The 26,346-nt window shown below is 39.5% G+C and carries 26 protein-coding genes; 23 read left to right on the forward strand and 3 right to left on the reverse strand.

Annotated features, from left to right (window positions below):
* Positions 1-3 precede the first annotated feature (3 nt).
* From AC3XNE_RS09175 to glnA, 8 genes are all read left to right on the forward strand, one after another.
* Complete coding sequence (locus tag AC3XNE_RS09175; RefSeq protein ID WP_489831768.1) at positions 4-585, forward strand: 5-formyltetrahydrofolate cyclo-ligase; 582 nt, start codon at positions 4-6, stop codon at positions 583-585.
* A gap of 3 nt (positions 586-588) precedes the next feature.
* Positions 589-1,242, forward strand: coding sequence for a rhomboid family intramembrane serine protease (locus AC3XNE_RS09180; RefSeq protein ID WP_489831769.1), 654 nt, complete (start codon positions 589-591; stop codon positions 1,240-1,242).
* Between the two features lie 30 nt (positions 1,243-1,272).
* Positions 1,273-1,491 (forward strand): YqgQ family protein, encoded by a 219-nt coding sequence (locus AC3XNE_RS09185; protein WP_489831770.1) that lies wholly within the window; start codon positions 1,273-1,275, stop codon positions 1,489-1,491.
* A gap of 16 nt (positions 1,492-1,507) precedes the next feature.
* Entirely contained in the window at positions 1,508-2,473 is a 966-nt protein-coding gene (locus AC3XNE_RS09190) for an ROK family glucokinase (RefSeq protein ID WP_489831771.1), read from the forward strand.
* 34 nt (positions 2,474-2,507) lie between these two features.
* On the forward strand, positions 2,508-2,924 hold the full coding sequence (locus AC3XNE_RS09195) for a rhodanese-like domain-containing protein (RefSeq protein WP_489831772.1): 417 nt from the start codon (positions 2,508-2,510) through the stop codon (positions 2,922-2,924).
* A gap of 108 nt (positions 2,925-3,032) precedes the next feature.
* Positions 3,033-3,959, forward strand: coding sequence for a tRNA (adenosine(37)-N6)-dimethylallyltransferase MiaA (gene miaA / locus AC3XNE_RS09200; protein WP_489831773.1), 927 nt, complete (start codon positions 3,033-3,035; stop codon positions 3,957-3,959).
* 202 nt (positions 3,960-4,161) lie between these two features.
* A complete protein-coding gene (locus AC3XNE_RS09205) occupies positions 4,162-4,551 on the forward strand; it encodes a MerR family transcriptional regulator (RefSeq protein ID WP_489831774.1) in 390 nt (129 codons plus the stop codon).
* A gap of 24 nt (positions 4,552-4,575) precedes the next feature.
* The gene (glnA, locus tag AC3XNE_RS09210) at positions 4,576-5,919 is read left to right on the forward strand and encodes a type I glutamate--ammonia ligase (protein WP_489831775.1); all 1,344 of its coding nucleotides are present in this window, start codon (positions 4,576-4,578) and stop codon (positions 5,917-5,919) included.
* Positions 5,920-6,045: 126 nt separating this feature from the next.
* Here the strand turns inward: glnA and AC3XNE_RS09215 are convergent, their stop codons facing one another.
* Entirely contained in the window at positions 6,046-7,266 is a 1,221-nt protein-coding gene (locus AC3XNE_RS09215) for a glutamate-cysteine ligase family protein (RefSeq protein ID WP_489831776.1), read from the reverse strand.
* 187 nt (positions 7,267-7,453) lie between these two features.
* Complete coding sequence (locus AC3XNE_RS09220) at positions 7,454-7,864, reverse strand: hypothetical protein (RefSeq protein ID WP_489831777.1); 411 nt, start codon at positions 7,862-7,864, stop codon at positions 7,454-7,456.
* 285 nt (positions 7,865-8,149) lie between these two features.
* Between AC3XNE_RS09220 and gmk the strand changes: the two genes are divergently transcribed.
* From gmk to AC3XNE_RS09275, 11 genes are all read left to right on the forward strand, one after another.
* Positions 8,150-8,770, forward strand: a complete 621-nt coding sequence (gene gmk, locus AC3XNE_RS09225; protein WP_489831778.1) for a guanylate kinase — start codon at positions 8,150-8,152, stop codon at positions 8,768-8,770.
* Positions 8,767-8,973 carry a DNA-directed RNA polymerase subunit omega gene (rpoZ, locus tag AC3XNE_RS09230; protein ID WP_489831779.1) on the forward strand — a complete coding sequence of 69 codons (207 nt, stop codon included), beginning with the start codon at positions 8,767-8,769 and terminating at the stop codon, positions 8,971-8,973. Before gmk ends, rpoZ begins: the two co-directional genes overlap by 4 nt.
* 132 nt (positions 8,974-9,105) lie before the next feature.
* On the forward strand, positions 9,106-10,290 hold the full coding sequence (gene coaBC, locus AC3XNE_RS09235) for a bifunctional phosphopantothenoylcysteine decarboxylase/phosphopantothenate--cysteine ligase CoaBC (RefSeq protein WP_489831780.1): 1,185 nt from the start codon (positions 9,106-9,108) through the stop codon (positions 10,288-10,290).
* A 20-nt stretch (positions 10,291-10,310) separates the two neighbouring features.
* On the forward strand, positions 10,311-12,728 hold the full coding sequence (priA, locus tag AC3XNE_RS09240) for a primosomal protein N' (protein ID WP_489831781.1): 2,418 nt from the start codon (positions 10,311-10,313) through the stop codon (positions 12,726-12,728).
* Positions 12,729-12,768: 40 nt separating this feature from the next.
* Positions 12,769-13,725 (forward strand): methionyl-tRNA formyltransferase, encoded by a 957-nt coding sequence (gene fmt, locus AC3XNE_RS09245; protein WP_489831782.1) that lies wholly within the window; start codon positions 12,769-12,771, stop codon positions 13,723-13,725.
* Positions 13,715-15,061, forward strand: a complete 1,347-nt coding sequence (gene rsmB / locus AC3XNE_RS09250) for a 16S rRNA (cytosine(967)-C(5))-methyltransferase RsmB (RefSeq protein WP_489831783.1) — start codon at positions 13,715-13,717, stop codon at positions 15,059-15,061. Before fmt ends, rsmB begins: the two co-directional genes overlap by 11 nt.
* 10 nt (positions 15,062-15,071) lie before the next feature.
* The gene (locus tag AC3XNE_RS09255; RefSeq protein ID WP_489831784.1) at positions 15,072-15,815 is read left to right on the forward strand and encodes a Stp1/IreP family PP2C-type Ser/Thr phosphatase; all 744 of its coding nucleotides are present in this window, start codon (positions 15,072-15,074) and stop codon (positions 15,813-15,815) included.
* Positions 15,815-17,791 carry a Stk1 family PASTA domain-containing Ser/Thr kinase gene (pknB, locus tag AC3XNE_RS09260; RefSeq protein ID WP_489831785.1) on the forward strand — a complete coding sequence of 659 codons (1,977 nt, stop codon included), beginning with the start codon at positions 15,815-15,817 and terminating at the stop codon, positions 17,789-17,791. Before AC3XNE_RS09255 ends, pknB begins: the two co-directional genes overlap by 1 nt.
* Before the next feature lie 78 nt (positions 17,792-17,869).
* Complete coding sequence (rsgA, locus tag AC3XNE_RS09265) at positions 17,870-18,754, forward strand: ribosome small subunit-dependent GTPase A (protein ID WP_489831786.1); 885 nt, start codon at positions 17,870-17,872, stop codon at positions 18,752-18,754.
* Positions 18,755-18,833: 79 nt separating this feature from the next.
* Positions 18,834-19,493 carry a ribulose-phosphate 3-epimerase gene (rpe, locus tag AC3XNE_RS09270; RefSeq protein WP_489831787.1) on the forward strand — a complete coding sequence of 220 codons (660 nt, stop codon included), beginning with the start codon at positions 18,834-18,836 and terminating at the stop codon, positions 19,491-19,493.
* Complete coding sequence (locus tag AC3XNE_RS09275) at positions 19,490-20,146, forward strand: thiamine diphosphokinase (RefSeq protein ID WP_489831788.1); 657 nt, start codon at positions 19,490-19,492, stop codon at positions 20,144-20,146. Before rpe ends, AC3XNE_RS09275 begins: the two co-directional genes overlap by 4 nt.
* A 163-nt stretch (positions 20,147-20,309) precedes the next feature.
* Here the strand turns inward: AC3XNE_RS09275 and rpmB are convergent, their stop codons facing one another.
* Positions 20,310-20,495, reverse strand: a complete 186-nt coding sequence (rpmB, locus tag AC3XNE_RS09280) for a 50S ribosomal protein L28 (RefSeq protein ID WP_010496223.1) — start codon at positions 20,493-20,495, stop codon at positions 20,310-20,312.
* 353 nt (positions 20,496-20,848) lie between these two features.
* Here rpmB and AC3XNE_RS09285 point away from each other — a divergent pair, with 353 nt between their 5' ends.
* The 4 genes from AC3XNE_RS09285 (at position 20,849) to plsX (ending at position 26,281) form a co-directional block, all read left to right on the forward strand.
* On the forward strand, positions 20,849-21,211 hold the full coding sequence (locus AC3XNE_RS09285) for an Asp23/Gls24 family envelope stress response protein (RefSeq protein WP_489831789.1): 363 nt from the start codon (positions 20,849-20,851) through the stop codon (positions 21,209-21,211).
* Positions 21,212-21,235: 24 nt separating this feature from the next.
* Positions 21,236-22,930: a DAK2 domain-containing protein gene (locus AC3XNE_RS09290; RefSeq protein ID WP_489831790.1), complete on the forward strand. Its 1,695-nt coding sequence runs from the start codon at positions 21,236-21,238 to the stop codon at positions 22,928-22,930.
* Between the two features lie 154 nt (positions 22,931-23,084).
* On the forward strand, positions 23,085-25,130 hold the full coding sequence (recG, locus tag AC3XNE_RS09295) for an ATP-dependent DNA helicase RecG (RefSeq protein WP_489831791.1): 2,046 nt from the start codon (positions 23,085-23,087) through the stop codon (positions 25,128-25,130).
* Between the two features lie 95 nt (positions 25,131-25,225).
* Positions 25,226-26,281: a phosphate acyltransferase PlsX gene (gene plsX, locus AC3XNE_RS09300; protein ID WP_489831792.1), complete on the forward strand. Its 1,056-nt coding sequence runs from the start codon at positions 25,226-25,228 to the stop codon at positions 26,279-26,281.
* Positions 26,282-26,346 lie beyond the last annotated feature (65 nt).

Raw genomic sequence — 26,346 nt, forward strand, 5'->3', positions numbered from 1 at the left:
TTAATGTTCTCTAAGGAATACATGCGCAAACAACAGTTAAATAAATTAAAGTTACAAGCCGGTCAATGGGAAAAAACAGCTGCTGAATTGCTGGTCTATCGGAAGTTGTTTGTGTCAAGTTTTTGGCGAGATTCTACTACAGTAGGTGTTACATTGAGTGAACCGCTTGAATTTGATACTAAACCGTTGCTTGTCGAAGCTATACGAAGTGAAAAAAAGATTGTAATACCGCGAACTTTACCAGGACGACATTTACAATTTTGTCGTTTTGATCCAAGCTTAAAAATTATTAGGTCTAAATTTGGTGTTTTCGAACCGCAAGAGGGAGCAGACATAATTGAAGCAAAAAACATCGATTTAATGGTGGTGCCGGGGCTCGCGTTTAGCTCTACAGGCGAAAGGTTAGGCTTTGGCGGAGGTTTTTATGATAAGTTTTTAACTGAATATAATGGACGGGTCGTTAGTTGTGCCGAGCCTGCTCGTTTTTATTTAAAGACTGGATGGGAAATAGACTCAACAGATCAAATTATTCCCAATGTTATTACTCCTTCGGGTTGGTTTTCTTTAGGGCAGAAAAGAGGGTAAGATATGACGCATAGAAGACGACCATCTGCGACCTATTTTTTGATCATTATTAATATTATTGTTTATTTGTTGATGACCGTAGCAGGTGGTAGTGAGAATACCGCAGTTTTAGTCGCTTTTGGTGCCAAAGTCAACCAGTTGATCGCTCAAGGAGATTGGTGGCGCTTATTTGCTCCAATGTTCATTCACATTGGATTGCAGCACATCGTTTTAAATATGGTAACTCTCTATTTTATTGGTTTGCAGATCGAAGCCATTTTCGGTAAGTGGCGCTTCGTACTGCTGTATTTGATAAGTGGTTTAGGAGGAAATATTGCCAGCTTTGTCTTTAGTCCAAGTATTTCCGCTGGGGCATCGACTTCTATTTTTGGTTTGTTTGGTGCTTTTTTAATGTTGGGCGAATCTTATAGACAGGACCCATATATTAGAGCCACTGCAAAACAATTTTTGATCCTAGTAATTTTAAACTTAGGATTAGGATTTACAGGTATCGATATTGCTGGTCACCTGGGGGGGTTGCTGGCAGGATTTTTGGCAGCTTATGTTCTAGGTACGCCAGGTCTGGGGAAAATTCCGCTGAACAAAAAAGTTTTTGCTGGTGCGGCCTTAATAATTATATTTGGAATACTTTCTGTAGCCGGTTTCAAACAGTATTAATTTCCGCTATAATAGAAAGGGTGATTCTTTTTGAAAACTCTTTATGATGTGCAACAATTGTTAAAACGTTTTGGAGTTTTTATCTATGTTGGCAAACGCTTGTGGGATATCGAGCTGATGGCTTTAGAATTGGATCATCTCCGCGAGTCTGATGTGATCGAGGAAGACGTTTTTGCTAGAGCTAAATTAGTATTAGAGCGTGAACATAGGATCGAAGAGAAACGAGAGCAAGAAAAAAAGAAAAATTAGCGGGAGGAACAGGCTGATGGACAAAAAGTTGATTGGGATCGATTTGGGAGGTACAACTATTAAGTTTGGGATCTTAACTAGTGAAGGTGAGGTCCAGCAAAAATGGAGTGTTGAAACTAATATCTTGGATGAGGGTTCGCATATCGTGCCAGATATTATCGAGTCGATCAATCATCATCTTGCATTATACAATATGAAAAAGGATCAATTTTTGGGGATCGGAATGGGTACACCCGGAACAGTTGATCTTGAAGCAGGTACGGTCGTTGGGGCGTACAATTTAAATTGGAAAACCACACAAAATGTAAAACAAGAGATCGAACGCGGAACTAAGATCAACTTTGCAGTTGATAATGATGCTAATGTTGCGGCTTTAGGTGAACGCTGGAAGGGTGCCGGAAACAATTCTGATGAAGTTGTTTTTGTTACTCTTGGTACCGGAGTTGGCGGCGGGATCATCAGTAATGGTCGTTTGATTCACGGTCAAGGGGCTGCCGGTGAGATCGGACATATGAATGTTCATCCTGGTGGGTATTTGTGTACATGTGGTGGCCATGGTTGTTTGGAGACATACACGTCTGCAACTGGCATCGTTCATATTGCTCGTGACGAGGCGGAAGAGTATGCAGGTGATTCTGAGTTAAAGAGTTCTTTAGATAATGGAGTAGATATTACTTCTAAGGATGTTTTTGATTTAGCAGAGCAAAGTGACCCTTTGGCTTTACGCGTGGTTGATACGGTGTGTTATTATCTTGGGTTCGCATGTGCCAATATCGCTGCTCTTGCTAATCCGAAATATATCGTGATCGGTGGCGGTGTATCAGCCGCAGGTGAATTCTTATTATCAAGAGTCACTAAAAACTTTGAAAATTTTGCTTTTCCAACTATTAGAAATTCGACTCATTTAAAATTAGCTGAACTAGGTAATGATGCTGGTTTGATCGGTGCGGCATCATTGGCTTTGCAATTTAAGGAAGACTAATATCAGTGTTATAAGAGTGAAGGGAGTTTTACGAGTGTTTGTTTTAGGTAAATTATCGGCTTGGTTTTGGATCAATTTAGTATTGATCTTAATTTTGGTTTGGCTGTTTGGCAGTCAAGTCTATACTTACTTTATTGGGAGAAGACATGCCACTATTTTAACTAATGAGGACTTTAGAGCGGGAATGCATCGTGCGCAGATCATTGATGTACGCGAACCTAAAGAATTTAAGCAAAAACATATTTTAGGTGCTAGGAATATGCCATTTTCACAATTTAAATTATTTAAAGATAGTCTGCGTAAAGATATGCCGATTTATTTATATGATGATACGAAGACGGTGGCCCCACGCGTTGCGTCTAAATTGCATAAGAGTGGTTATTCTGACCTCTATATTTTAAAATCTGGTTTTGATAAATGGGATGGAAAGACTAAGGGCAAAGGTAAATAATAAGTACCTGCTAAGGAAATGAGTTTAACAATAAAACTCATTTCCTTTTTAAGTCAAAAGAATACTTTTATGTAGAGACAAAGACAATAAGGGCAGGAGATGAACGATTTGGCACAAAAAGTGTTGGTAATAGTAGGGCCAACGGCCGTTGGAAAAACAGACCTTTCGTTGAAATTAGCACGGTTATTTAACGGTGAAATTATTTCTGGCGATTCGATGCAAGTATATCGAGGATTAAATATTGGGACAGCTAAGATAACTAAAAGTGAAATGAATGGTATTAAACACCATCTAATAAATATTTTAAATCCCGAACAACCTTTTTCTGTGGCAGATTTTGTCAGTATCAGCAAAGAAAAAGTCTCACAAATTAGTCAGGAGCAGCATTTACCCATTGTAGTAGGCGGTACAGGCTTATACATACAGGCTTTGTTAGATGGTTTTAATTTAGGCAGTACAAAGACTGTGACTGGGAAAAATACAAGGATAGAATTGGAAAAGTTTGCTGATGTTCATGGTAAAAAAGCACTATGGGAGCGGTTGGACCGGGTCGATCCTAAAGCAGCACAAAAAATACCATATAATAACGAACGACGTGTTGTTAGAGCTTTGGAAGTATACTTGGAAACGGACAGTTTGTTTTCGAGGCAAAATGATGATGGTAATGGGGAATTAGATCCATTAATAATTGGACTGAATACTGAGCGAAAATTATTGTATGGGCGGATCAATGATAGAGTCGATCAAATGATGGAAGCAGGCTTATTGCAGGAGGCAAACTTGTTATATCAAGCTGGCGGCGTGGATCTCCCGGCTGGTAAAGGTATTGGTTATAAAGAACTTTTTTCTTATTTTAAAGGGGAGAGCGGCTTAGACGAAACTGTAGATCTGATCAAAAAAAATTCACGACATTATGCCAAACGGCAATTGACCTGGTTTAGGAATCGAATGAATGTTTTATGGTTTGATTTAGTACAAGAGCCACAACAATTAACGCAAATCGAGCAGTTAGTCAATAAGTGGATCGATGAGTAAGGTCATTACATTTAAAAAAGTATCTCAAGATTCACTTTGGTATAGGTAGAAAAAACTATTAAAAAAAATACGAAATTATCTGATAAAGAATGTTGAGCTCTTATAAATCAAGAATTGTTTCTGTGTTATAAAATATAACATAAAAGATTGACAAGCTTTGGACTACTTGTTATTATTAGTAAGTAGTTTCGGGAGGGATTTTATGAAAGAAAAAGAGTTAAGGCGCTCCCTTTCAGTCTTACCGATCGGAACGGTAATGAAACTGACTGATTTGTCTGCACGGCAAATTAGGTATTATGAACAGCAGGGGTTGGTGATTCCCGAACGTAATGAAGGTAATCGGAGAATGTATTCACTTAACAATGTGGATCAACTGCTTGAGATCAAAGATTATTTAAGTGAAGGGATAAATATGGCCGGAATCAGACATATTTATGAACAGCAAAAAGAAAAAGAGCACGCAAAGCAAGAACGAATTCAAAAGTCATTGACTGATACTGATGTTCGTCGAATTTTGCGTGAAGAGATCAAGGCTGTTGGTGGATTAGGCGATCGGGCTGATAAACTTTCTGTTCATAAAAAGAAACTGTAGATCAACAAACAAAGGAGCATACAAATGGCAAAACCAACGTATACTAAAGATGATGTTCGACGGATCGTTAAGGACGAGAATGTTCAGTTTTTGCGGTTAATGTTTACGGATTTATATGGCACGATCAAGAACGTTGAAGTTCCAGTCAGCCAGTTAGATAAATTATTGGACAACAAAATAATGTTTGATGGTTCTTCTATAGACGGTTTTGTGCGGATTGAAGAAAGTGACATGTGGTTATATCCTGACTTGTCTACTTGGACGATTTTTCCTTGGGGCAGTGAATATGGTAAGATCGCTGGGGTGATCTGTGAAGTCTATAATTCTGATCGAACGCCTTTCATGGGTGATCCACGTAACAATTTGATCAGGGTTTTAAGTGAAATGAAAGAATTGGGTTATACAGATTTTAACATTGGTACTGAACCTGAATTTTTCTTATTTAAGTTAGATCCAAAGACGGACGATCCAACTACTAAGTTGAATGACCAAGGTAGTTATTTTGATTTAGCTCCCGTTGATTTAGGAGAGAACTGTCGTCGTGAGATCGTGCTTGAACTCGAGCGCTTGGGCTTTGATGTTGAAGCATCTCACCATGAGGTTGCTCCTGGTCAGCATGAAGTAGATTTTAAGTACGCTGATGCCTTACATGCCGCTGATAACATCCAATTGTTCAAGTTAGTGGTAAAAACGGTTGCTCGGAAACATGGTTTACATGCAACTTTTATGCCAAAGCCACTGACAAGTATCAATGGTTCAGGGATGCATGTTAATATGTCGTTGTTCAATGGAAATGGCAATATTTTTTATGATCCGTCTACGGGATCTGGTCTGTCTGAAGACGCTATGTACTTTTTAGGTGGATTATTAAAGCATGCTCGTAATTTTACTGCTATTACTAATCCGTTAGTTAATTCATACAAACGGTTGGTGCCCGGCTATGAAGCGCCAGTTTATGTTGCTTGGTCTGGACATAATCGTTCACCCTTGGTTCGTGTTCCGGCTGCACGGGAAGCTTCAACTCGTTTAGAATTACGCAGTGTTGATTCGACAGCCAATCCATACTTAGCCATTGCAACTATTCTTGAGGCAGGGTTAGATGGGTTACGTAATAAAATTGACCCTCCTAAGCCTGTAGACCGTAACATTTATGTGATGACTGAAGAAGAACGGCATTCCAATAATATCGTTGATCTACCTTCTACATTGCATAATGCATTAAAAGCATTGAAAAAAGACAAGGTTATTATAGACTCGTTGGGTGAACACCTAGCTTCTAGTTTCCTTGAAGGTAAGCGGATCGAATGGGAAGCATACCGGCAAGATGTTTCACAGTGGGAAAGAAAACAATATTTCGAGCAATATTAACGTTGACATATACGAAGGCTGGAATTAAATTTTTCCAGCAAATAAAAAAGCACGAAGACTGGAAGTTTTCGTGCTTTTTTACGTTCATCTTACTCATCGACGACCAAACCACTTAAAATTAAGTTTTTATTTTTGCTTACTTGATTGCATTTGGGTCAAAGAAAATTCGGTTAAAGAGTGGTCGTGACTAGCGTTGGTCAATCTGGCAGCTGCTGTTTTTTCGGGAGTTTTGAATAGGTTTGAAGCCTGTTTAATTATGTGTTGGATATTTGCTGGTAATTCATGACTTCTTACCCAATCCTGTAATTCATTTAATAGCTCATCAGCCTCAGAATAATACTGGCATTGCATGTTTGGGGCTTCTGTGGCGACTTTGTCATCTTCTTGTAATGCAGCCATCAATTTGGTAGTGGAAAGACTCGCGGTCATCTTCAGAGCTTGGTCTAAAAGAAACAAGAGCCAAACATTAAGGAAGCCAAGCATTGCAGATGAGACCCCAGTCTTTGACCATGGATCTAGATCAAACCCACGTAGTTCTATATATGCAACATTTTGTTCTCCACGTAGTCGAACAGGACCGTAATACTCTCTAGCGGTATCGATCAAGCCGGAATTGACTGCATCTTCCAAAGAATGGCTATATTTTTGAAAAGAACTATAATTTGCTAGAAATAGTGGATCGTTATAATAACCGTACTGGTGGCTATTATGCAAACTACGCATTATCTGGGTCGTCTGCCAGCCGAAATTCCGCTCAGCTAGAGGCGACGCCCCATTTAGATAAATCAATAACCACCTGTTATTGATAAATAATTGAGTTACTCGACAATATAGAAGATCGCAAAATTTAGGAAAAGACAAGCTGGTCTTTGAAGTGTCGAATAGTTCTGCCAGTAATGCGGGTGGAAAACTAACGTTCACGTGAACGCCAGTCATCATCTGCTTTATTCGTCCATAATGACGAGCAAGTCCTAAACGATAGCGATATTGTTGTTCATCTAAATACGCTATTGGGATCTGTTGTTCTTTTTCGGGTAAGTCCGGTGGCATACTCAAAGGCCATAAACCACTATCTTGCGGCAGCTTTGTGATCACCTGTTCTTGCAATGACGCTAAACGTTTTAAAGCCTGGTTTATAGTTGAGACAGGAGAAGTAGCTAATTCTAGCTGTGTTGCTGCAAAGTCCAGGCTAATTTTACCCCGTAAATTAGTCTCAAGTAAGTTGGAAGGTACTTTCACCAATTTGCCGCTGGTTAAATCGACCAAGTTTTTCTCAACTTCCAAACCAAAAGTACTCTGCAACCCTGTTTGTACTTGTTTTGTTGTTAAAATCCTACTCTTATTCACTTTTTCCACCACTTTAATTACTGATCAGTAATTTTTTCTTTTGCTGTTGTCAGTTTACCATATTACAAGTGTGAATAAGAGGCATTTTGTACGAAAGTTGTTAAAGAAAAACATGGGGTACAGAAAAGAATGAGCTAATTGCTATACCCTATGTTCTGGATAAAAAATAGTTTTATATTACTCCTATTTAGGAAGTTTTTCTCAACTTGAACGGACGAGCGAGCGAACTCGCAGTGTTGACCTTTGGTTTGAAGCTTTCACTGAGCGAGACTGCAGTGATTTGCTTTTTGAAAATAATACGAATTAATTTACGATTTCCTGGTGTTGTCATGAAAAAGGCATCCTGATGTCTAATGTCTTTGAATAGGTCTCCTTCGATGACCTCAGTGTGTGTACCAGCTTGTAAGTTGATTTTGACGGGCAGGTTATTTACGAGCGCTTTTTCGATGAATGAATCAATTTGAAATTCAGGCATTGAAGGTGCCTGTTCTTGTTCTACGACTTGTCTTGGGTCGAAGAAATCGTTCAATTTGCTTAGTAAAAGGTAAAAATAAAAATGGACCTTTGTTTGTAGTAGTGTGATGAAATGATATTTCATGGGCTTATCTCCTGGTTTTACTTGAACACTTGTTTGCTATATTTACTATTATAGAACAAAAGTTCCCGAACGCAAGTTCAAAAATTGGTTTTTTTAACTTACTTTTGTGTATTATTACTCGAAATATAGATCTATCAACTATTTCAGTGCACTATTTATCTTACAAATTAATTTCACTAATTATTTTCGGTATAATTTTATTATGTTTCTTGTTTCCTATACTTGAAAAAAGGGGCTAAAAAGTGCATGATAAAAGGTAAATATTTATTGGAGGAGTTTTAGTGCATGTCTAAAAGAGGAATGTTGATCGTGCTTTCTGGCCCATCAGGAGTGGGAAAGGGGACTGTTAGAAAAGAGATTTTTTCACAACCAGGAAATAATTTTGATTATTCAATTTCAATGACTACGAGAAAGATGCGTCCTGGAGAAGTAAATGGCAAGGATTATTATTTCGTCTCCAAAGAAGAATTTGAAAATGAGATCAAGACCGGCGGAATGCTTGAATATGCACAATATGTTGACAATTATTATGGAACACCTTTAAAATATGTTAATGAGATGTTGGACACCGGTAAGGATGTCTTTTTGGAGATCGAAGTTAAAGGTGCGATGCAGGTCAGAGATAAGGTGCCGGATGGTTTGTTTATTTTCCTAACTCCTCCAGATCTAATGGAATTACGCCAGAGGATCGTACATCGTGGCACAGATGATCTAGAAACTATTGACAAGCGGATGCATCAAGCTGTTGGTGAGATCGAAATGATGCAGAACTATGATTACGCAGTTGTTAATGATGAGGTCCCAAATGCGGCAGAAAAAATAAAGACCATAATTCGTGCGGAACGTTGGCGTGTAAAACGTTTCTTGCCGGATTATAAAAAACAATTAGGAGATGCTTTAAAATGATTTTATATCCTTCAGTAGATAAGTTATTAGATCAAGTAGATTCTCGTTACTCTTTAGTTATGCTGGCTGCTAAACGTGCACATGAACTTGATGAAGGTGCCATGCCTTTGCTGGGTGATTACACTTCACAAAAAAATGTTGGTCGGGCTCTAGAAGAGGTCGAAGCAGGAGATTTAAAGATCTCAGATACTAATAAACAATAGTTTTTCTTTTATTAAGTACTTATTACTTTAAGACCCGTTTTTTCAAACTCACTTAAAGTAATGGGTACTTTTTTATTGAGCTTAAAATTGGTACAATAAGTGTTAATATTGGTTCAGAAAGGAACGAAAAACGTGAGCAAGAAACATATTGCTGTATATATTGCTGGTGGCATCGCTGTTTATAAGACGGCACAGTTAGTGCGCTCTTTTATTAAAGCAGGTTTTGAGGTAAGGGTCGCAATGACAGACATGGCTCGCTGCTTCGTGACCCGCCAGACATTTGAAGTGTTAACTGATCATCAAGTTTATATTGATTTCGGAGAACAAGACGCTAAGGAATTCGTGCCGCATATCGCGCTCGCTGACTGGACGGATCTTGCTGTGATCGTGCCAGCTACAGCAAATATTGTATCTAAGATGGCGAACGGCCTGGCCGATGATTTTGTGTCTACTGCCCTGTTAGCTACAAATGCGCCTAAGTTTGTGATACCTGCTATGAATGAAAATATGTGGCGACAGGCAGCTACTCAAAGAAACATTGACATATTGAAAAATGATGGGGCGGCGATCATGTCACCGGCAACAGGCTTTCTTGCTGAAGGATATAGTGGGCAGGGTAGAATGCCAGAACCGGAAGAGATTTTTCAATGGGTGACAAAGCAAGCTATTGTTAAGCAAGACTTGGTTGGAGTCAATGTTTTGATCTCTGCTGGTCCAACAGTGGAAGAGATCGATCCTGTTAGATATTTAACGAATCATTCAAGCGGCAAGATGGGTTATGCTTTGGCTCAAAAAGCCGCGGATCGTGGTGCAAGTGTAACCTTAGTCAGTGGCCCGACAAATTTAGCTAAACCTACTAACGTACATGTGATAGATGTTGTATCTGCAAGGGAATTGCAACAACAAATCGAAGAAAACTTTGACCAGAATGATTTTGTTATTATGGCTGCAGCAGTGTCTGACTTTCATGTCAAACAGGTCGCAGATCAAAAAATCAAGAAGAACGGTCAAGAGTTGCAGTTGGAACTAGTTTCTAACCCAGATATTTTAGCAGGTTTGGGACGCAGTAAAACTCATCAACGACTAGTTGGTTTTGCTGCTGAAACGGAAAATTTATTGAAGAATGGGAATAAAAAATTGGTCGCCAAAAATCTAGATACGTTAGTTTTGAACGATGTTTCACGTAAGGATATAGGCTTTAATGCCTCAGACAATGAGGTTCGGCTGTTGAGACCGCAAAAAGAGCCGAAATTGCTTAAGAAAGCAAGTAAAGACAAGATCGCCAGTGAAATTTTAAATGAGCTGATCGATTTATAAAATGTAAAGAGGGGAAAGACGTGAGTGAGCAATTCGCCGAGGTAATAGTTGATGTACCATCAATGCAAACAAATCAACCATACACATACAAAATACCAACTGGTTTTATAGATCAAGTGTTTCCCGGAATGCGTGTGATCGTACCCTTTGGTCCCAGAAAAGTTTTAGGATACACTACAAAGGTTATTTTCAAACGGCCAGATGTTTCTTTTGAGATCAAAGAGATCGAAGAAATATTAGATCTTGCTCCCGTCTTAAATACTGAAATGCTAGAGATGGCCAGTTGGCTAGCAAGATGGACGTTTTCATTTAAAATCTCGTGTTTACAGGTGATGCTTCCAGCAGCAATGCGTGCTAGTTATCATAAGAAAATCAAACTCATAAGTTCTGATGTTTCCGCTGAAATTAAAAAGTTATTCGGTGAGCAAAACGAAGTGGGCTTTGATAATAAAGTGCTTTCAGCGGAGGTGTTTAAAAAACTTTCCAAGTTAAACCGTGAAAAAAAAGCAGAGGTCGTTTACGAAGTTCGTGACCGTGCGCACTCAAAAAAAATCACAGCTATAAAAAACCTTTTAACGGTTGAGGAAGCGGAGATCCAAAAGAGATCTTTACGTGCAAATGCGGTTAAATCTAAAGTATTGTTAGAGTTTTTGGAAAAATTAGGTACGAGAACACTGACACAAAAAGAAGCTATGAAACAGTCCGGTTTGTCTGCAGCTATTTTTACTCAAGGAGAGAAAAAGGGCTGGTTAAAAAAAGAACAGGTTGAAAGGTATCGCGACCCTTATCGAAATACTGCCATTAGAAACTCACAGCCCAAGCAATTAAAACCGGCTCAACAAAATGCAGTGACTCAAATAGAGCAAGCGGTGATCAAACAGCAAGATAAAGTTTTTTTGCTTCAAGGAGTAACTGGTAGTGGCAAAACAGAGGTTTATCTGTATGCTATCGCGTGTGCTTTGAAAAAACAGCAAACGGCTTTGATGCTAGTGCCTGAAATTTCATTAACTCCTCAGATGGTTCGCAGAGTAAAGTCGCGTTTTGGTTCAAATGTCGCTGTTTTGCATAGTGGCCTGTCAGAAGGTGAAAAATATGATGAGTGGCGCAGGGTCGAAAGAACTGAAGCTACTGTTGTGGTGGGTGCTCGTTCGGCAGTTTTTGCCCCACTAGAAAATATTGGCATTATCATTATGGATGAAGAACATGAAACCAGCTATAAACAAGAAGATATGCCTGAATATAATGCGCGTGACGTCGCAATAAAACGGGGACAGTGGCATCATTGTCCAGTTGTTTTGGGTAGTGCAACACCGTCCTTGGAAACGAGGGCTAGAGCTCAAAAAGGTGTTTATGAGTGGCTTCGGTTGGATGAGCGGATCAATGGACAGCCTTTACCCGAAGTTTCGTTGGTCGATATGAGGCAAGAATTAAAGCGTGCTCCAGTCGTCGATATTTCTACACCTTTATTAGATGCTATCAAGCAGAGGCTGAGTCGAAAAGAACAGATAGTCTTGATGCTAAATCGACGGGGATATTCTTCTTTTATTATGTGTCGGGAATGTGGCTTCGTGCTCAAGTGTCCTAATTGTGATATTTCATTAACACTGCATATGGATACACATTCTATGAAGTGTCACTATTGCGGACACGAAGAATCAATACCACAGGTTTGTCCAAGTTGTCAGAGTAAAAAGATCCGTTATTATGGAACTGGTACGGAGAAAGTTGAACAAGAACTACAACAATTGTTGCCGGATACGAAAATTTTGCGGATGGACGTTGATACGACTAAACGTAAGGGCTCACATGGGAAAATGCTGCGTCAGTTTGGAGAAAAGCAGGCTGATATATTGTTGGGGACGCAAATGATCGCCAAGGGCTTAGATTTTCCTGATGTGACGTTAGTCGGTGTTTTAAATGCTGACACTGCCTTGAGCTTGCCAAACTTTCGTTCAGCGGAAAGAACTTTTCAGTTATTGACGCAGGTCAGTGGTCGTGCGGGACGGGCAGATAAACTAGGACAGGTCATGATACAGACGTTTAACCCTGAACATTATGCCATCCAGCTTGCAAAAAAACAAAATTATGAGAAGCTTTTCAGTATAGAGATGCATATGCGTCATCGTGGTGGTTATCCACCGTATTTCTTTACTACACAAATAGTAACAAGTGGGCCCAATGAAGCTGATGTTGCTAAAAAAATGTTCGAGATCAACGAGCAGTTAAAGCAGATATTGTCAAAACAAGCCGTAATACTTGGACCGACCCCCAAACCTATTATGAGGATCAACAATAAATTTTATTATCAATTAGTCATTAAGTATAAAAAAGAAGCACATTTGGACGCATTTTTAGAGGAGCTACTGCTCAATAGTCAAAAAGATGCCAAACATAACCTCAAGTTAAAAATTGATCGTGATCCAGTCGATTTTATTTAAAATAAGCAATTATTATTTATAGAAATAAGGACGTGAAATTATGACTTCAATCGTTTTTATGGGTACGCCGGAATTTGCAGTCCCAATTTTAGAGGGGCTATTAGAAAAAAAATATGACGTTAAAGCAGTTGTCACGCAACCTGACCGTCCAGTTGGTAGAAAACATCGTTTGACTTCTTCACCAGTTAAAAATGTTGCGGTGCAAAATAATATTGAAGTGTTACAACCAGAAAAAATTAGCGGTAGTCAAGCAATGCAGCGAGTTATCGAACTGAGACCCGATTTGATAGTTACCGCTGCTTATGGGCAATTTTTACCGACGAAGTTGTTAGATAGTGCCCAGATCGCCGCTGTGAACGTTCACGGTTCTTTACTACCTAAGTATCGTGGTGGTGCTCCGGTCCAGTATTCATTGCTCAATGGTGATGATAAGACGGGGGTCACTTTGATTTACATGGTAAAGAAGATGGACGCTGGAGAAATGCTTGGACAAGCAGAATTACCGATCAAGCTATGTGACGATACAGGCAGTTTGTTTGAAAAATTAAGCTTTTTAGGTCGTGATCTCCTACTAGAAAAATTACCAGTATTGATAGCCGGGAAGTTAAGTTCCACTCCACAAGATGAAGCTAAAGTGGTGTTTGCACCAACGATCAAGCCTGAGCAAGAAACACTCTTGTTAACTATGACTGCAAGTCAGATCGATTGCAAAGTACGTGCATTACGCCCGGCCCCGGGTGCATTTTTTGAAAATTTTGCCGGCAAACGGACGAAATTATGGAATGTTGACTCCCTTGCTGAACAAACAAACCAAGCACCTGGAACGGTCGTTGAGGTCACTAAGCACCAGCTAAAAGTTGCAGCTGCAACTGGGACAGTATATCAGATCAACGAATTACAACCTGCAGGCAAACAGCGGTTATCAGTGACCGATTATTTAAACGGAATGAGCGACAAACTAGAAAAGGGACAGGTTTTGATCTCAGATGACAAGTAAAATAAAGAAAAGCGCTCGGTATCTCGCTGTCAGTGATTTGACTCGTATCGAAAAAGAAAGTTCTTATTCGAATAAGATCGTTGATCAAACTGTAGGTTCCGGACAACTTAATGGGCGCGATGTCAGCCTATACACGAATTTAGTATATGGAACTATACAGAATAAGCTGACTTTGGATTTTTTTCTAAAACCTTTTTTAAAAAAGCCGCAGAAACTTGATTTGTGGGTCAAGCAGTTATTAAGAGTTTCTCTATACCAGTTAGAATATTTGGACCGTATCCCGCAACATGCGATTTTTAATGACGCGATCGAAATTGCCAAACAAATGGGACATGAAGGAACCAGAAGGCTTGTCACAGGAGTTTTACATGCTATTTCTCGCCAAGGTTTGCCTAAGATAGCTGAGATCAAAGATCCGTATGAAAGGTTAAGCATACAGACAAGTACACCGCAGTGGCTGGTCGAAAAATTGGTAGCTGAGCTTGGCAGAGATAAGGCTAGTTCTTTATTAACTGCGACTTTACAAACCCCAGCTCAAAGTATTCGTATCAATAAGAAACTCACTGATACCAAGAAAGTTCAACAGTCTCTAAAAAGCGAAGGCTTCGATGTTTTTGAAAGCCAAGTTTCTCCCAGTTCTTTATTAGTAAAGGGAGGCTTTATTCCACAAAGTTCTGCTTATAAAAGCGGTCAAGTTACTGTGCAAGATGAAAGTACTAGTTTAAGCGTAGAGTCGATGGTTGTCCAAGCAAATGATCAGGTCTTAGATGCTTGCGCAGCTCCAGGCGGAAAAACGACACAAATTGCTGAATCTTTGAGCGGACAGGGAAAGGTCGAAGCTCTCGATATTCATAAAAACAAATTACGGTTGATCCAAAAAAATGTGGATCGGATGCATTTGAGTGAAAATGTGACAACGAGGGCTGTAGACGCTAGAAAAAGTGGGGCAGTTTATTCTGATGGTACATTTGACAAGGTATTAGTCGATGCTCCTTGTTCTGGCTTAGGTTTATTGAGACGCAAACCAGAGATCAAGTATGAAAAAAGCCTGGCAGACACGACCAAGTTAGCCCAGGTCCAGTTAGCTATCCTACAAGCAGTCGCTCCTTTAGTTACAAAAGGAGGATGCTTGACCTATAGTACCTGTACGATCATAAATACGGAAAATCAGGCAGTGATCAACAAGTTTCTGGCGGAAAACCAAGATTTTGTTCAAGTCAAAACACAAACTAAGTATCAATTAAAAGACGACCGTAAGTCTCTATCCTTAACAATTTACCCGGACGACTATGGTTCGGATGGCTTTTTTATTGCTACTCTTTTGAAACAAAAATGAGGTGTAAGAAGTGAAATATTCCTATTTAAGTGATGTTGGACGTGCCAGACAAAAGAATGAAGATTTTGTGGGCTTTTTTACAAATCAAGTTGGGGTATCTTTAGCGATCGTTGCCGATGGTTTGGGAGGCCATCAAGGAGGAGAAGTTGCATCGGAAATGGCTGTTTCTAATATTGGCTATGAATTTGGGAAAACTGATTTTAACATGCCAAAAGATGCGTATTCTTGGTTACAAAAACAGGCTAGGTCAGAAAATGAGAAGATCCTTCATTCAGCTGATCAAAATGATTCTTTGATGGGAATGGGGACTACATTGGTTTGTGTAGTTATTTTTGAAAAAAGACTTCTGATCTCAAATATTGGCGATAGCCGTTGTTATCTTTTCAGTGATGGTCTTCTTGTTCAATTAACAGAAGACCATTCCTTAGTCAATGAAATGGTAAAAAATGGACAAATCAGTAAAGAGCAGGCGCGGATCCACCCGCAAAAAAATATTATTACCAGAACACTTGGAGTTTCAGAAGATGCGCAGCTAGACCAGAAGTTATACGAGATCGTTTCAGGTGAGTTGCTATTATGTACTGATGGGCTTACCAATATGGTTGATGATGAACAGATCGCCGCGATCTTAAAGCAAGAACAGCTAACTATAGAAGAAAAATGCCAGCAATTGATCAAAACTGCCAATCAAGCTGGTGGTGCTGATAATATCACTGTTTTATTGATTTCCTTTGAGAATAAGGAGGTCAGTTAATGGAGAAAGGGTATATTTTAAATGGCCGCTACAAAATAGTTGATGGCTTGGGTGAGGGCGGGATGGCTAATGTTTACGTCGCATATGACCTGATACTTAAGCGTTATGTCGCAGTTAAGTTATTGCGTTTAGATATGCGTGATGATTTGAATGCGGTCAAAAGATTCCAGGGCGAAGCGATGTCTTTGACAGAACTGACCGATCCACATATCGTTACTATTTATGATATTGGTGAACAAGATGGCGACCAGTATCTAGTAATGGAATATGTGAAAGGGATGGACTTGAAGCAATATATCAAACAAGAATATCCTTTTTCACTGACTAGAGTCTTAGAGATCATGCAGCAGATATTGCAAGCTGTTGCTGAAGCCCACAAACATGGCATCATTCACCGAGATCTGAAGCCGCAAAACATTTTGATCGACCAAGAAGGAAATGTAAAAATTACTGATTTTGGGATCGCACTTGCTGTTTCTTCGTCAACTTTAACAAAAACAAATACTGTGATAGGCTCGGTACATTATATTTCTCCTGAGCAAGCTCGAGGTAGTATCGTCACAAAACAGACTGACGTTTATTCTTTAGGGATCATTTTGTTTGAGATGTTGACAGGGCATGTTCCTTATCGTGGTGAAAATGCGGTCTCGATCATTATGAAGCACTATAAAGAGGATATGTCGTCGGTTATGCAAGAAGACCCCAAGATCCCGCAAGCACTTGAAAATGTGGTCCTTCACGCGACTGCTAAGGATCTAAATGATCGCTATGCAACTGTTGAAGACATGGCAGCTGACCTCAAGACGTGCTTATCCCCTGATAGAGCAAAGGAAAGTAAGTGGCAGCCTGCTGGTGAGGATGATGAAACTAAGGTTTTGGTGTCTAAGTCAGATAACGGTCACTCTGAAAGTGATAGGCAACAAAGTAATGATGCTCTTACTCAAGAAAATAAAAGCAAGAAAGCTCAGAAAAAGTGGGGTAAAAAAAAGAAGTGGCTACTGATTTTAAGTTTCCTACTCGTTCTTTTGATCGGAACTGGGCTTTCTTATGCGATGATACCTAAAGAAACATCTGTTCCACAGTTAAAAGGTATGACAACTTCTGAAGCTACTGCTCGTTTACAAGACGCTAATTTAAAATTAGGAAAAACCACAAAAAAACATGACGATAATTATTATTTTGGCCAAATAATTAGTTCACGACCTAATGCCAAAACGGAGGTCAAGGAAGGTTCTACTGTGGATGTGGTAGTTTCCAAGGGAGCAAAGAAAGAAAAATTTGGTGACTACACCGGAAGAAATTATTCTCAAGTTAAAAAAGAGTTGAAAAAAAGAGGCGTCACTGTTCAGTCTGAAAAGATATTTTCTCAAAAGACCGCTAAAGGCGAGATCAAATCTCAAAGTATCTCTGCCAATAAAAAAGTTGTAATGGCTGAGACAGCAGTGACTTTTCAGGTCTCTCAAGGCGCAAAAAGTTTTGGGTTACGTGACCTGTTAAACTATACGTTAAAGAGTGCGCAAGATTACGCCGATGAAAAAGGACTGACATTAAACGTAACACACGATAATTCTGATAAATATGATAAAGGTATAGTTATGCGCCAAGAACCTGCTGCTGGGACCGAGTTAAATCAGGGAGCAGTTATCAATGTTACGATCTCTGACGGCGCGGAAAAGGAATCATCAAGTGAGAGTTCTTCTTCGACTTCGTCATCTTCATCAGAGCCAAAAACTGATAAGTTTGATTTGTCAGTCAAGATACCATTTGAAGAAAAAGATGATGACGAAAGTAACAAGGTTGAAATTTACGTTGAAGATAAGAATCATCAACTGAAGGATGTTTATCAAACGATAGACATTACTGATGATCGAGAAGTCAAGCTGCCCTTTGAGCTGGAAGAAGGTAAAAAGGGAGCCTACAAAATTGTACGCGATGGACAAGTGATCGAAGAAAAAGACGGAGTTACTCCAGAATGATATTTAAAGGGTAAATATAATGTGAAAGAGAAACTGTGTGTTTGATATTTGGACTTGCTAAGAAAGGCAGGTAGTAAAGTGGTTAAAGGACAGATAATTCAGTCCTTAAGTGGATATTTTGATGTACTGTCAGAGCAACGAGTATACCGTACGCGCGCTCGCGGAAATTTTCGCAAAAAAAAAGAGAGTCCCTACGTTGGTGACTGGGTAGAATTTAAAACGGATAACGAAAATGATGGTTATCTATTAAAAATATTGCCTCGTAAAAATAGCTTAGTCAGGCCGCCAGTAGCGAATGTTGACCGAGCGATCGTAGTTAATGCTTGTGTAGAACCAAAGTTATCGACTAACTTGTTAGATCGTCAACTGGCTGCTTTGATCAACAATAATATTTCTCCAATGCTTTATTTTTCAAAGGCAGATCTCTTGGGACAAGAAGATAAACAACGATTAGCCAAATTGGTCGATTATTACCAGCAGTTTTTTTCGTGTTTTGTTTATGATGGTGCTGACCCAAAAGTGATCAAAAACAATTTTTTAGGGTCACTTGAGTCAAAAATTGTTGTAGTCATGGGTCAAACGGGGGCTGGAAAATCCACTTTGTTAAATATGATCGCTCCTAAATTAAAGTTAGAAACAGCGGAAGTTTCAAAAGCACTAAGCAGAGGTAAGCACACTACTAGGCGTGTAACTTTGCATCAGGTTCAAAATAATTTGATTGCTGATACGCCCGGTTTTTCTTCTTTTGACATTGTAGACGTTACTAAGGAACAATTACCTTTGTTATATCCAGATTTCGTTGATTTACAAGATAATTGTAAGTTTCGCGGTTGTTTACATTTGAAAGAACCTAAATGTGCTGTTAAGGCAGCCTTTGAAAGCGGCACGATGTTGAGAAGTAGGTATGAAAATTATGTTCAATTTCAGGATGATATAGCGAAAAGGAAACCTAAATATAATTAAATAAGACAGAAGTTTAACTTTAAGCTTGGTGAAAGATATACTATAATATGCAGGTTGATTATTTTAATGAGGTGATAATATGAAGATAGCACCATCGATTTTAAGTGCCGATTTTTCCAATTTAGCAAATGATGTTAAAGTTGTTGAAAAAGCAGGTGTTGAGTACTTGCATATTGATATTATGGACGGCCATTTTGTGTCTAATTTGACTTTCGGTCCTAATGTGGTCAAAGCTTTGCGTCCACACTCAAATTTAGTATTTGACTGTCATATGATGGTTGAAGATCCTGAAAAATATGTAGCTGATTTTGCGCAAGCAGGGGCTGATATAATGGGGATCCACGTTGAAGCTACACCGCATCTCCATTCAGTATTGTCCTTGATAAAAAGTGCGGGAATGAAAGCTGAAGTCGTAATAAATCCGGGTACACCAGTAAACATGATCCGTGAAGTTTTACCAATGGTCGATCAGGTATTAGTGATGACTGTTGATCCAGGCATGGGTGGTCAGAAATTCTTGACAGAAACGATGGAAAAGGTCAAAGAATTAGCTGCTGCTAAGAAGAAGGAACACTGGGATTATGATATTGAAGTTGATGGGGGGTTAAATGACCAAACAGTCAAACAAGCTCTTTCTGCCGGTGCAAATGTTATAGTTGCAGGGTCATATATTTTTGGTGCTGATGTTCCTGCAGATAGTATCCAAGCGCTCCGAAAAGCGAGCGAAACACAGCTATGATCGTCAATTTGTTGGTCGGCGGTCCGACTTCTGATTGGCCAGACGATCTTGAAGACCATTTGAGGCATGTAGCAGATGCTGAAGTTTGGGTCGGTGCTGACTATGGAGCAGTCAGACTCGTTAAAAACGGGGTCGAGCCGGTCTTAGCGGTAGGTGATTTTGATTCTTCTACAGCTGAAGAGATCGAATTAATAAAAAAGAATTCGAGCAAAAGTGTAATACGACCAAAAAAAGAAGATGTTACAGATACAATGCTAGCCTTGCGCTATATCATCCAAGAGTTGCAGTTTGATAAAATTGTGATCTATGGGGCAACAGGTGCTAGGTTGGATCAGTTGCTGAGTAATCTTTTCTTCGTTTTGATGCCTGAATTTAAACCATATTGTGAAAAAATAGAGTTGGTCGATAAATGGAATATCGTTAATTTTTATTTACCGGGAAGTCATTGTCTGGCCAAATTACCACTGACCAGTTATTTGGCGTTTGTTTGTTTAAATTCGGTATCCAACTTACATCTATATGACGCTAAATATCAACTAGATGGCGTTGATTTTACAGAACCGATCTCATTATCAAGTAACGAATTTGTCGGCGATACAACTAACTTTTCTTTTCAAAGTGGTGTTGTATGTACTATCCAGTGCCATGATTGAATTATACAGTACTGCAAAAATACTATTTTGAGTAGACAAAAAAAGACAGGATCTGTCATAGACCTTACAGTGGGGTAAAGGCCAGTTTCTGTCTCTTTTTATGGCACAAAAAATAGGACAAGGTATAAAAAAAGGACACCGCTAATGGAGTCCATTTTTTGTGTTAAACACGCTTAACTTTACCAGATTTTAAGGCACGAGCGGAAACCCAAACTCTCTTAGGCTTACCGTCGACCATGATGCGAACTTTTTGCAAGTTTGGCTTCCAGCTACGGTTTGTTTGGTTTAAAGCATGAGAACGTTTCTTACCAAAAGTAGTTTTACGGCCAGTAATATAATCTTTTGCCATTATCAATGTTCCTCCTTAATCTCTTTACAGCGAATCAAGTCGCTTTACTCACTAAACTAAATTATCATAATAAGAGTGTAATTGCAAGATTTTTCTGTAAAGTAAAATCACTTGGCAGCTAATTGTTTCGCATGCTGGCTTTGTCTGGTCATAATAAATCCGCCTGGCGGGCCTGTATTTTTGGGGTCCGTTAATCTGGATGTGAGTTGAGACAAGGTAAATATCAGCGGGGGGTATTATACTTGCTAGTGAGTTTGGCTGTTTTTCAGACTAATATATGTTAGTTTGGCTTTAAGAAAGGTATATGATAAAATAATAAATGATTGTCTATTAATAGCAAGGAGGCTGTTATTATGGCTGTAAAAATTCAGAACCAATTAGGCAATATTGACATCAGTAATGATGTGATTGCAACAGTTGTTGGCGGAGCGGCTACTGAGATCTTTGGCATCGTTGGGATGGCAAGTAAAAATCAGATCCGTGATAATTTAAACGAGATATTAAAACGTGATAATTATTCAAAAGGTGTCGTAGTACGCCAAGAAGATGAAGGTATCGCGATCGATGTCTACATTATTGCCGGATACGGGACAAAGATCTCAGAGGTTTGTCGCAATGTTCAGGATAAAGTTAAATATAATTTACAATCAATGCTTGGATTGAAGGCTAGGTCCGTCAACGTTTTCGTCCAAGGCGTTAGAGTCATTGAAGACTAAACGTGTTCAAGGAGGAAGTAAGATTTGAAAGTTGTAACGATCACTGATAAAGAATTTCGTAAATTGATAACGGCAGCTTCTAACCGCTTAAACAGCAACGCTGAATTTATAAATTCTTTGAATGTTTTTCCTGTACCGGATGGAGATACCGGTACAAATATGAGTCTGTCATTTGCGAGCGGAGCTCAGTATGTCAAAGAGTCTACTGCAACTGAGGTTGGTGAATTATCATCCGCATTGGCAAAGGGTTTGTTAATGGGGGCTCGTGGGAATTCAGGAGTTATCCTTTCCCAGGTTTTTCGTGGTTTTTCAAAAAGCACTGCTAAAAAACAGACTTTGTCAGCACAAGACTTGGCTGATGCGATCTCCAGCGGCGTTGAAACTGCATATAAAGCGGTAATGAAGCCTACTGAAGGTACGATTTTGACTGTCGCACGAAAAGCTGCTGAAGCTGCGCGTCAACGTGCAAAAAATTCCGATGATTGTGTTCAGGTGCTTTCTGATGCATATGAAGCAGCAAAAAACGCATTGGCACAAACACCCGAACAGTTGCCGGTTTTAAAAGAAGTCGGTGTGGTCGACTCAGGCGGTCAAGGATTGACTTTTGTTTATGAAGCATTTTTCGACTCTTTAAGTGGAAATAAGAAGGTTGAAGCGGATAAATACCAACCTTCAGTTCAAGAAATGGATGAAATGGTCAATGCCGAGCATCATAAGAGTGTACAAAGTAAATTGGATACTGCTGATATCAAATACGGTTACTGTACGGAAATTATGGTTCGACTGGGCGCTGGACGTCTAGTCGATTCCAAATTTGATTATGATAAATTTCGTGAACATCTAGCCGAAATGGGTGATTCTCTACTGGTCATCGCTGATGATGAGGTAGTTAAGGTGCACGTTCATACTGAACATCCAGGGGAAGTTTTATCTTACGGTCAGAAGTTTGGCTCATTAGTTAAAGTCAAAGTTGACAATATGCGTTTACAACACGAGACCATTTTGGAGAAAGATGACTTGCAAGAAGGGCCGTCAGAAGAAGGAACACCAGAAGTTGATACTGGTGACTATGGTATTATTTCGGTTACCTCTGGTGCAGGCTTGGCGAAAATGTTTAAGAGTTTGGGCGTGACAGAAATCCTTGATGGGGGCCAGACAATGAATCCTAGCACAGAAGATATCATTGCAGCTGTCAAGAAGTCTGGCAAAAGGAAGGTTATCATCCTACCAAATAATAAGAATATTTTTATGGCGGCTCAGCAGGCTGCTGAAGTTAGTGATGTTTCCGTTGGAGTCGTCAAAACAAAATCAATTTCTCAAGGTTTAACAGCAATGTTGGCGTTTAATGCTAACTCGGGACTTGATGAAAATGTTGAGATGATGACTGAAGACCTTGACACGGTCATTTCTGGAGAAGTCACGCGAGCGATCAGAGATACAACTATCGATGGCCAACAGATCGATAATAAGGATTATATGGGAATTGTCGATGGAAATATCAGTGTCACAGGAAAAGACCTTTACCAAACAACTTTGTCGATGGTCAGGGCTATGCTTGAAGATGATAGTGAGATAATCACCATTATTATCGGTGAGGGTGGTGACCAAGAAGAAGCGCAGCAGGTCAAAGAGGCGATTTTGAGTGATCATGATGAACTGGAAATTGAAATTCATGAAGGCGATCAACCGCTATATCCGTATTTGATATCTGTTGAATAAAGTTTAACTGATTGGTCCGGACAGGGTCAGTCGGTTTTTACTGCTTAATAAAGATGATAGTTATTTTTGTCAGATGTGGTGAATGTTCTAGTCTTTGTTTTAAAAGATAATTTCAACTAAATAATCATTAAATAAAGCGGAAAGGGTGAGTGATGTGACTGAACGTAGTCTGTTGTCTTCTGTTTCGGTGTTAAATGGTGCCGGGCCTAAAAGGATCATCGCTTTAAACAAGTTAGGCATTAATACAATTGAAGATTTGTTGACTTTTTACCCTTTTCGTTATGATGACTTAAGTACCAAACAACTAGATGAGGTCGCAGACCAAGAAAAAGCTACGATCAAGGGAACAGTAGCTTCCCAACCTGTAGTGACAAGATTTGGCAGAAAAAAGAGCCGCTTAAATTTCCGTTTTCTTGTTGGACAGGATGTATTAATGGTTACCTTTTTTAATCAACCTTATTTAGCATCCCGACTTGAGACAGGGCGAGAGGTTGGTGTTTATGGTAAATATGATGTTAAAAGACAAAGAGTAACGGGAATGAAACTTTTTACAGCAAACTCTAACGATGATTTTGCTGGAGTCTACCGCTCTTCCAAAGAAATCAGGCCCAGTACGGTTCAAAAGCTGGTTAGTTTAGCATACGAGCAATATAGTGACCTAATTGTTGATATTGTTCCGAAAACCATACGTACTAAGTATCGCTTGGATTCTCGTTCACAGATGATCCATGACATGCATTTTCCAGCTAATAAGCGTGCTGCTGACTTAGCTCGAAGATCCGCTATCTTTGAAGAATTTTTCCGTTACCAGGCAGGCTTACAATTCATAAAAAATAAAAATAAACATGCGAGTGGGCAAATAATTGCGTACAATAATAGCCTCCTAAAAAAATTTATTGCTGGGTTACCTTTTGAGTTAACTGCGGCGCAAAAAAAAGTTGTCAATGAAATATGCAGTGATATGCATCATCCGCTTCATATGAATCGTTTGTTGCAAGGCGATGTTGGCTCAGGTAAGACTGTGGTCGCTGCAATAGCTATGTATGCAGCAGTGACTGCTGGGTTTCAGTGTGCGCTAATGGTTCCGACTGAAATATTAGCTGAACAGCATGCGGATAAATTATCTGATCTATTTGCTCGATTAAAAGTTAACGTTGCTTTACTGACAAGTTCTTCTACTGGTAGATTGGCGCAGAAAAGAGAGCTATTAAGTCATCTGGCTGATGGAGAAGTGCAGATCGTTGTTGGTACGCAAGCTTTGATCCAAAATGATGTCGTTTTTCATGATCTAGGTTTTGTCGTTGTTGATGAACAACATCGTTTTGGCGTTGAGCAACGGAAAATGCTGCGTATGAAGGGAAATGATCCGGACGTCTTAGCTATGACAGCAACGCCGATCCCACGGACGCTAGCCATTACAAGTTACGGAGAGATGGATGTTTCTATCATCGATGAATTACCTAAAGACCGTAAACCGATCAAAACTCAATGGTTTTCTAAGAAGCAAATTAACGAGGCACTTAATTTTTTGAGTCAGCAAATTACTGCTGGCGCACAGGCATTTGTTGTTTCTCCGCTAATAGAAGTGTCGGAAATGGTAGAGTTGCAAAATGCTCAAGAAGTTTACCAAAAAATGAGCTCATTTTTTGAACCAAAATTTAAAGTTGGTTTGCTGCATGGACAATTGAAAAGTCAAGAGAAAGATCAAGTCATGCGTGATTTCAAGGCTAAAAAATATTCAGTTTTAGTTGCGACTACGGTAGTTGAAGTGGGTATTGATATTCCTAATGCCACGGTTATGTTGATCTTGGACGCTGATCGTTTTGGCCTGGCTCAACTACATCAATTGCGTGGAAGAGTAGGACGAGGTGGCCATCAGTCTTATTGTATGTTGATCGCAGATCCAAAAAATGATTATGGAAAAGCACGAATGGAAACAATGGTTCAAAGTAATGATGGGTTTTTGATCGCACAAAAAGACTTGGAATTAAGAGGACCAGGCGAAGTTTTGGGGTCAAAACAAGCTGGGTTACCGGAGTTTAAGGTAGGAGATCCAGTTGAAAACCTCAACGTTTTGCAAGTTGCGCAGCAAGAAGCACACGCTGTGATCAGCGATCCAGATTTTGAACACAAAACGCAGAACACTGGATTGATAAGTTATTTGCGTAGAAAAGTTATCCAACCTTCGGGATTGGATTAATTTTTAGTGTTAGAACGGGCAGAAGAATAAAAAGTTTGCTATTATTAACTGACTAACAATTTTGCTACATAATTGTTGTTGAAAGGATGAGAAATTTGAAAATAGCTGTAGATGCAATGGGTGGAGATAATGCTCCACAGTCCATTGTTGAAGGTGTTGAAATGGCACGTGATAAGTTTTTAAACGTGGAATTTGTACTGTACGGAGATCGAGCTCAGATCGATCCTTTGATCCATAAGACCGAAAGGATCACGATCGTACAGGCTAGTGAGAAAATAGATATGAATGATGAGCCTGTGCGTGCGATCCGGCGTAAAAAGAATTCTTCGATGGTCATGGCTGCCACTGCAGTGAAAAATGGCGAGGCAGATGCATTGTTTTCATGTGGGAATACAGGTGCCTTATTAGCCGCTGGTCTCTTGTTGGTCGGGCGTATCAAAGGAATAGCTCGTCCTGGCTTGGTTTCCACTTTACCTGTTGTTAGTTCAGACGATGAATCATTTAACCTGCTTGATAGTGGGGCTAATGCTGATAGCAAGCCAGAGCAGCTTTATCAGTACGCTCTTTTAGGCAAGTACTACGCAACTAGTGTTCGTGGAATCAAAGAACCACGCATTGGCTTGTTGAACAATGGGACTGAACCACATAAAGGCAGCAGGTTAACTTTAGAAGCTCATGATTTGATCGCGGCTGATAAGTCGATCAATTTTGTCGGTAATGTTGAGTCGCGTGACCTTTTGGAAGGTGTTTGTGATGTTGTAGTTGCTGATGGATTCACTGGCAATGCAGTTTTGAAAGCAATTGAAGGAACGGCTTCATCTGTTATGCACTTGTTAAAAGATACGATCATGAAGTCTGGTATTTCAGGTAAACTAGGTGCTTTATTATTGAAGTCAAGTCTAGGACAGATCAAAGGCAAAATGGATCAGTCACAGTATGGTGGTGCGGTTTTGCTGGGTGTCAAGGCACCAGTCGTTAAGGCACATGGTGCCAGCGACGCTAAGACTGTCTATCATACGATCCAACAGATCAAAAGCATAATCGATGGGCAAATGCTGCCAAACTTTACCGAATATTTTTCTGTTCAACAACAAAAGCAAAAGGAAGCAAAACAAGAACCAGCAAGTAACATGTCTACCGATGAAAATTAGCTCTGGCTAGAAACACTAAAAGTCCATATATTTTTTAACTTCCTAGTTGATGATAGTTCTGATGT

The organism is Ligilactobacillus sp. JN-6 (Y).1, assembly GCF_058111525.1.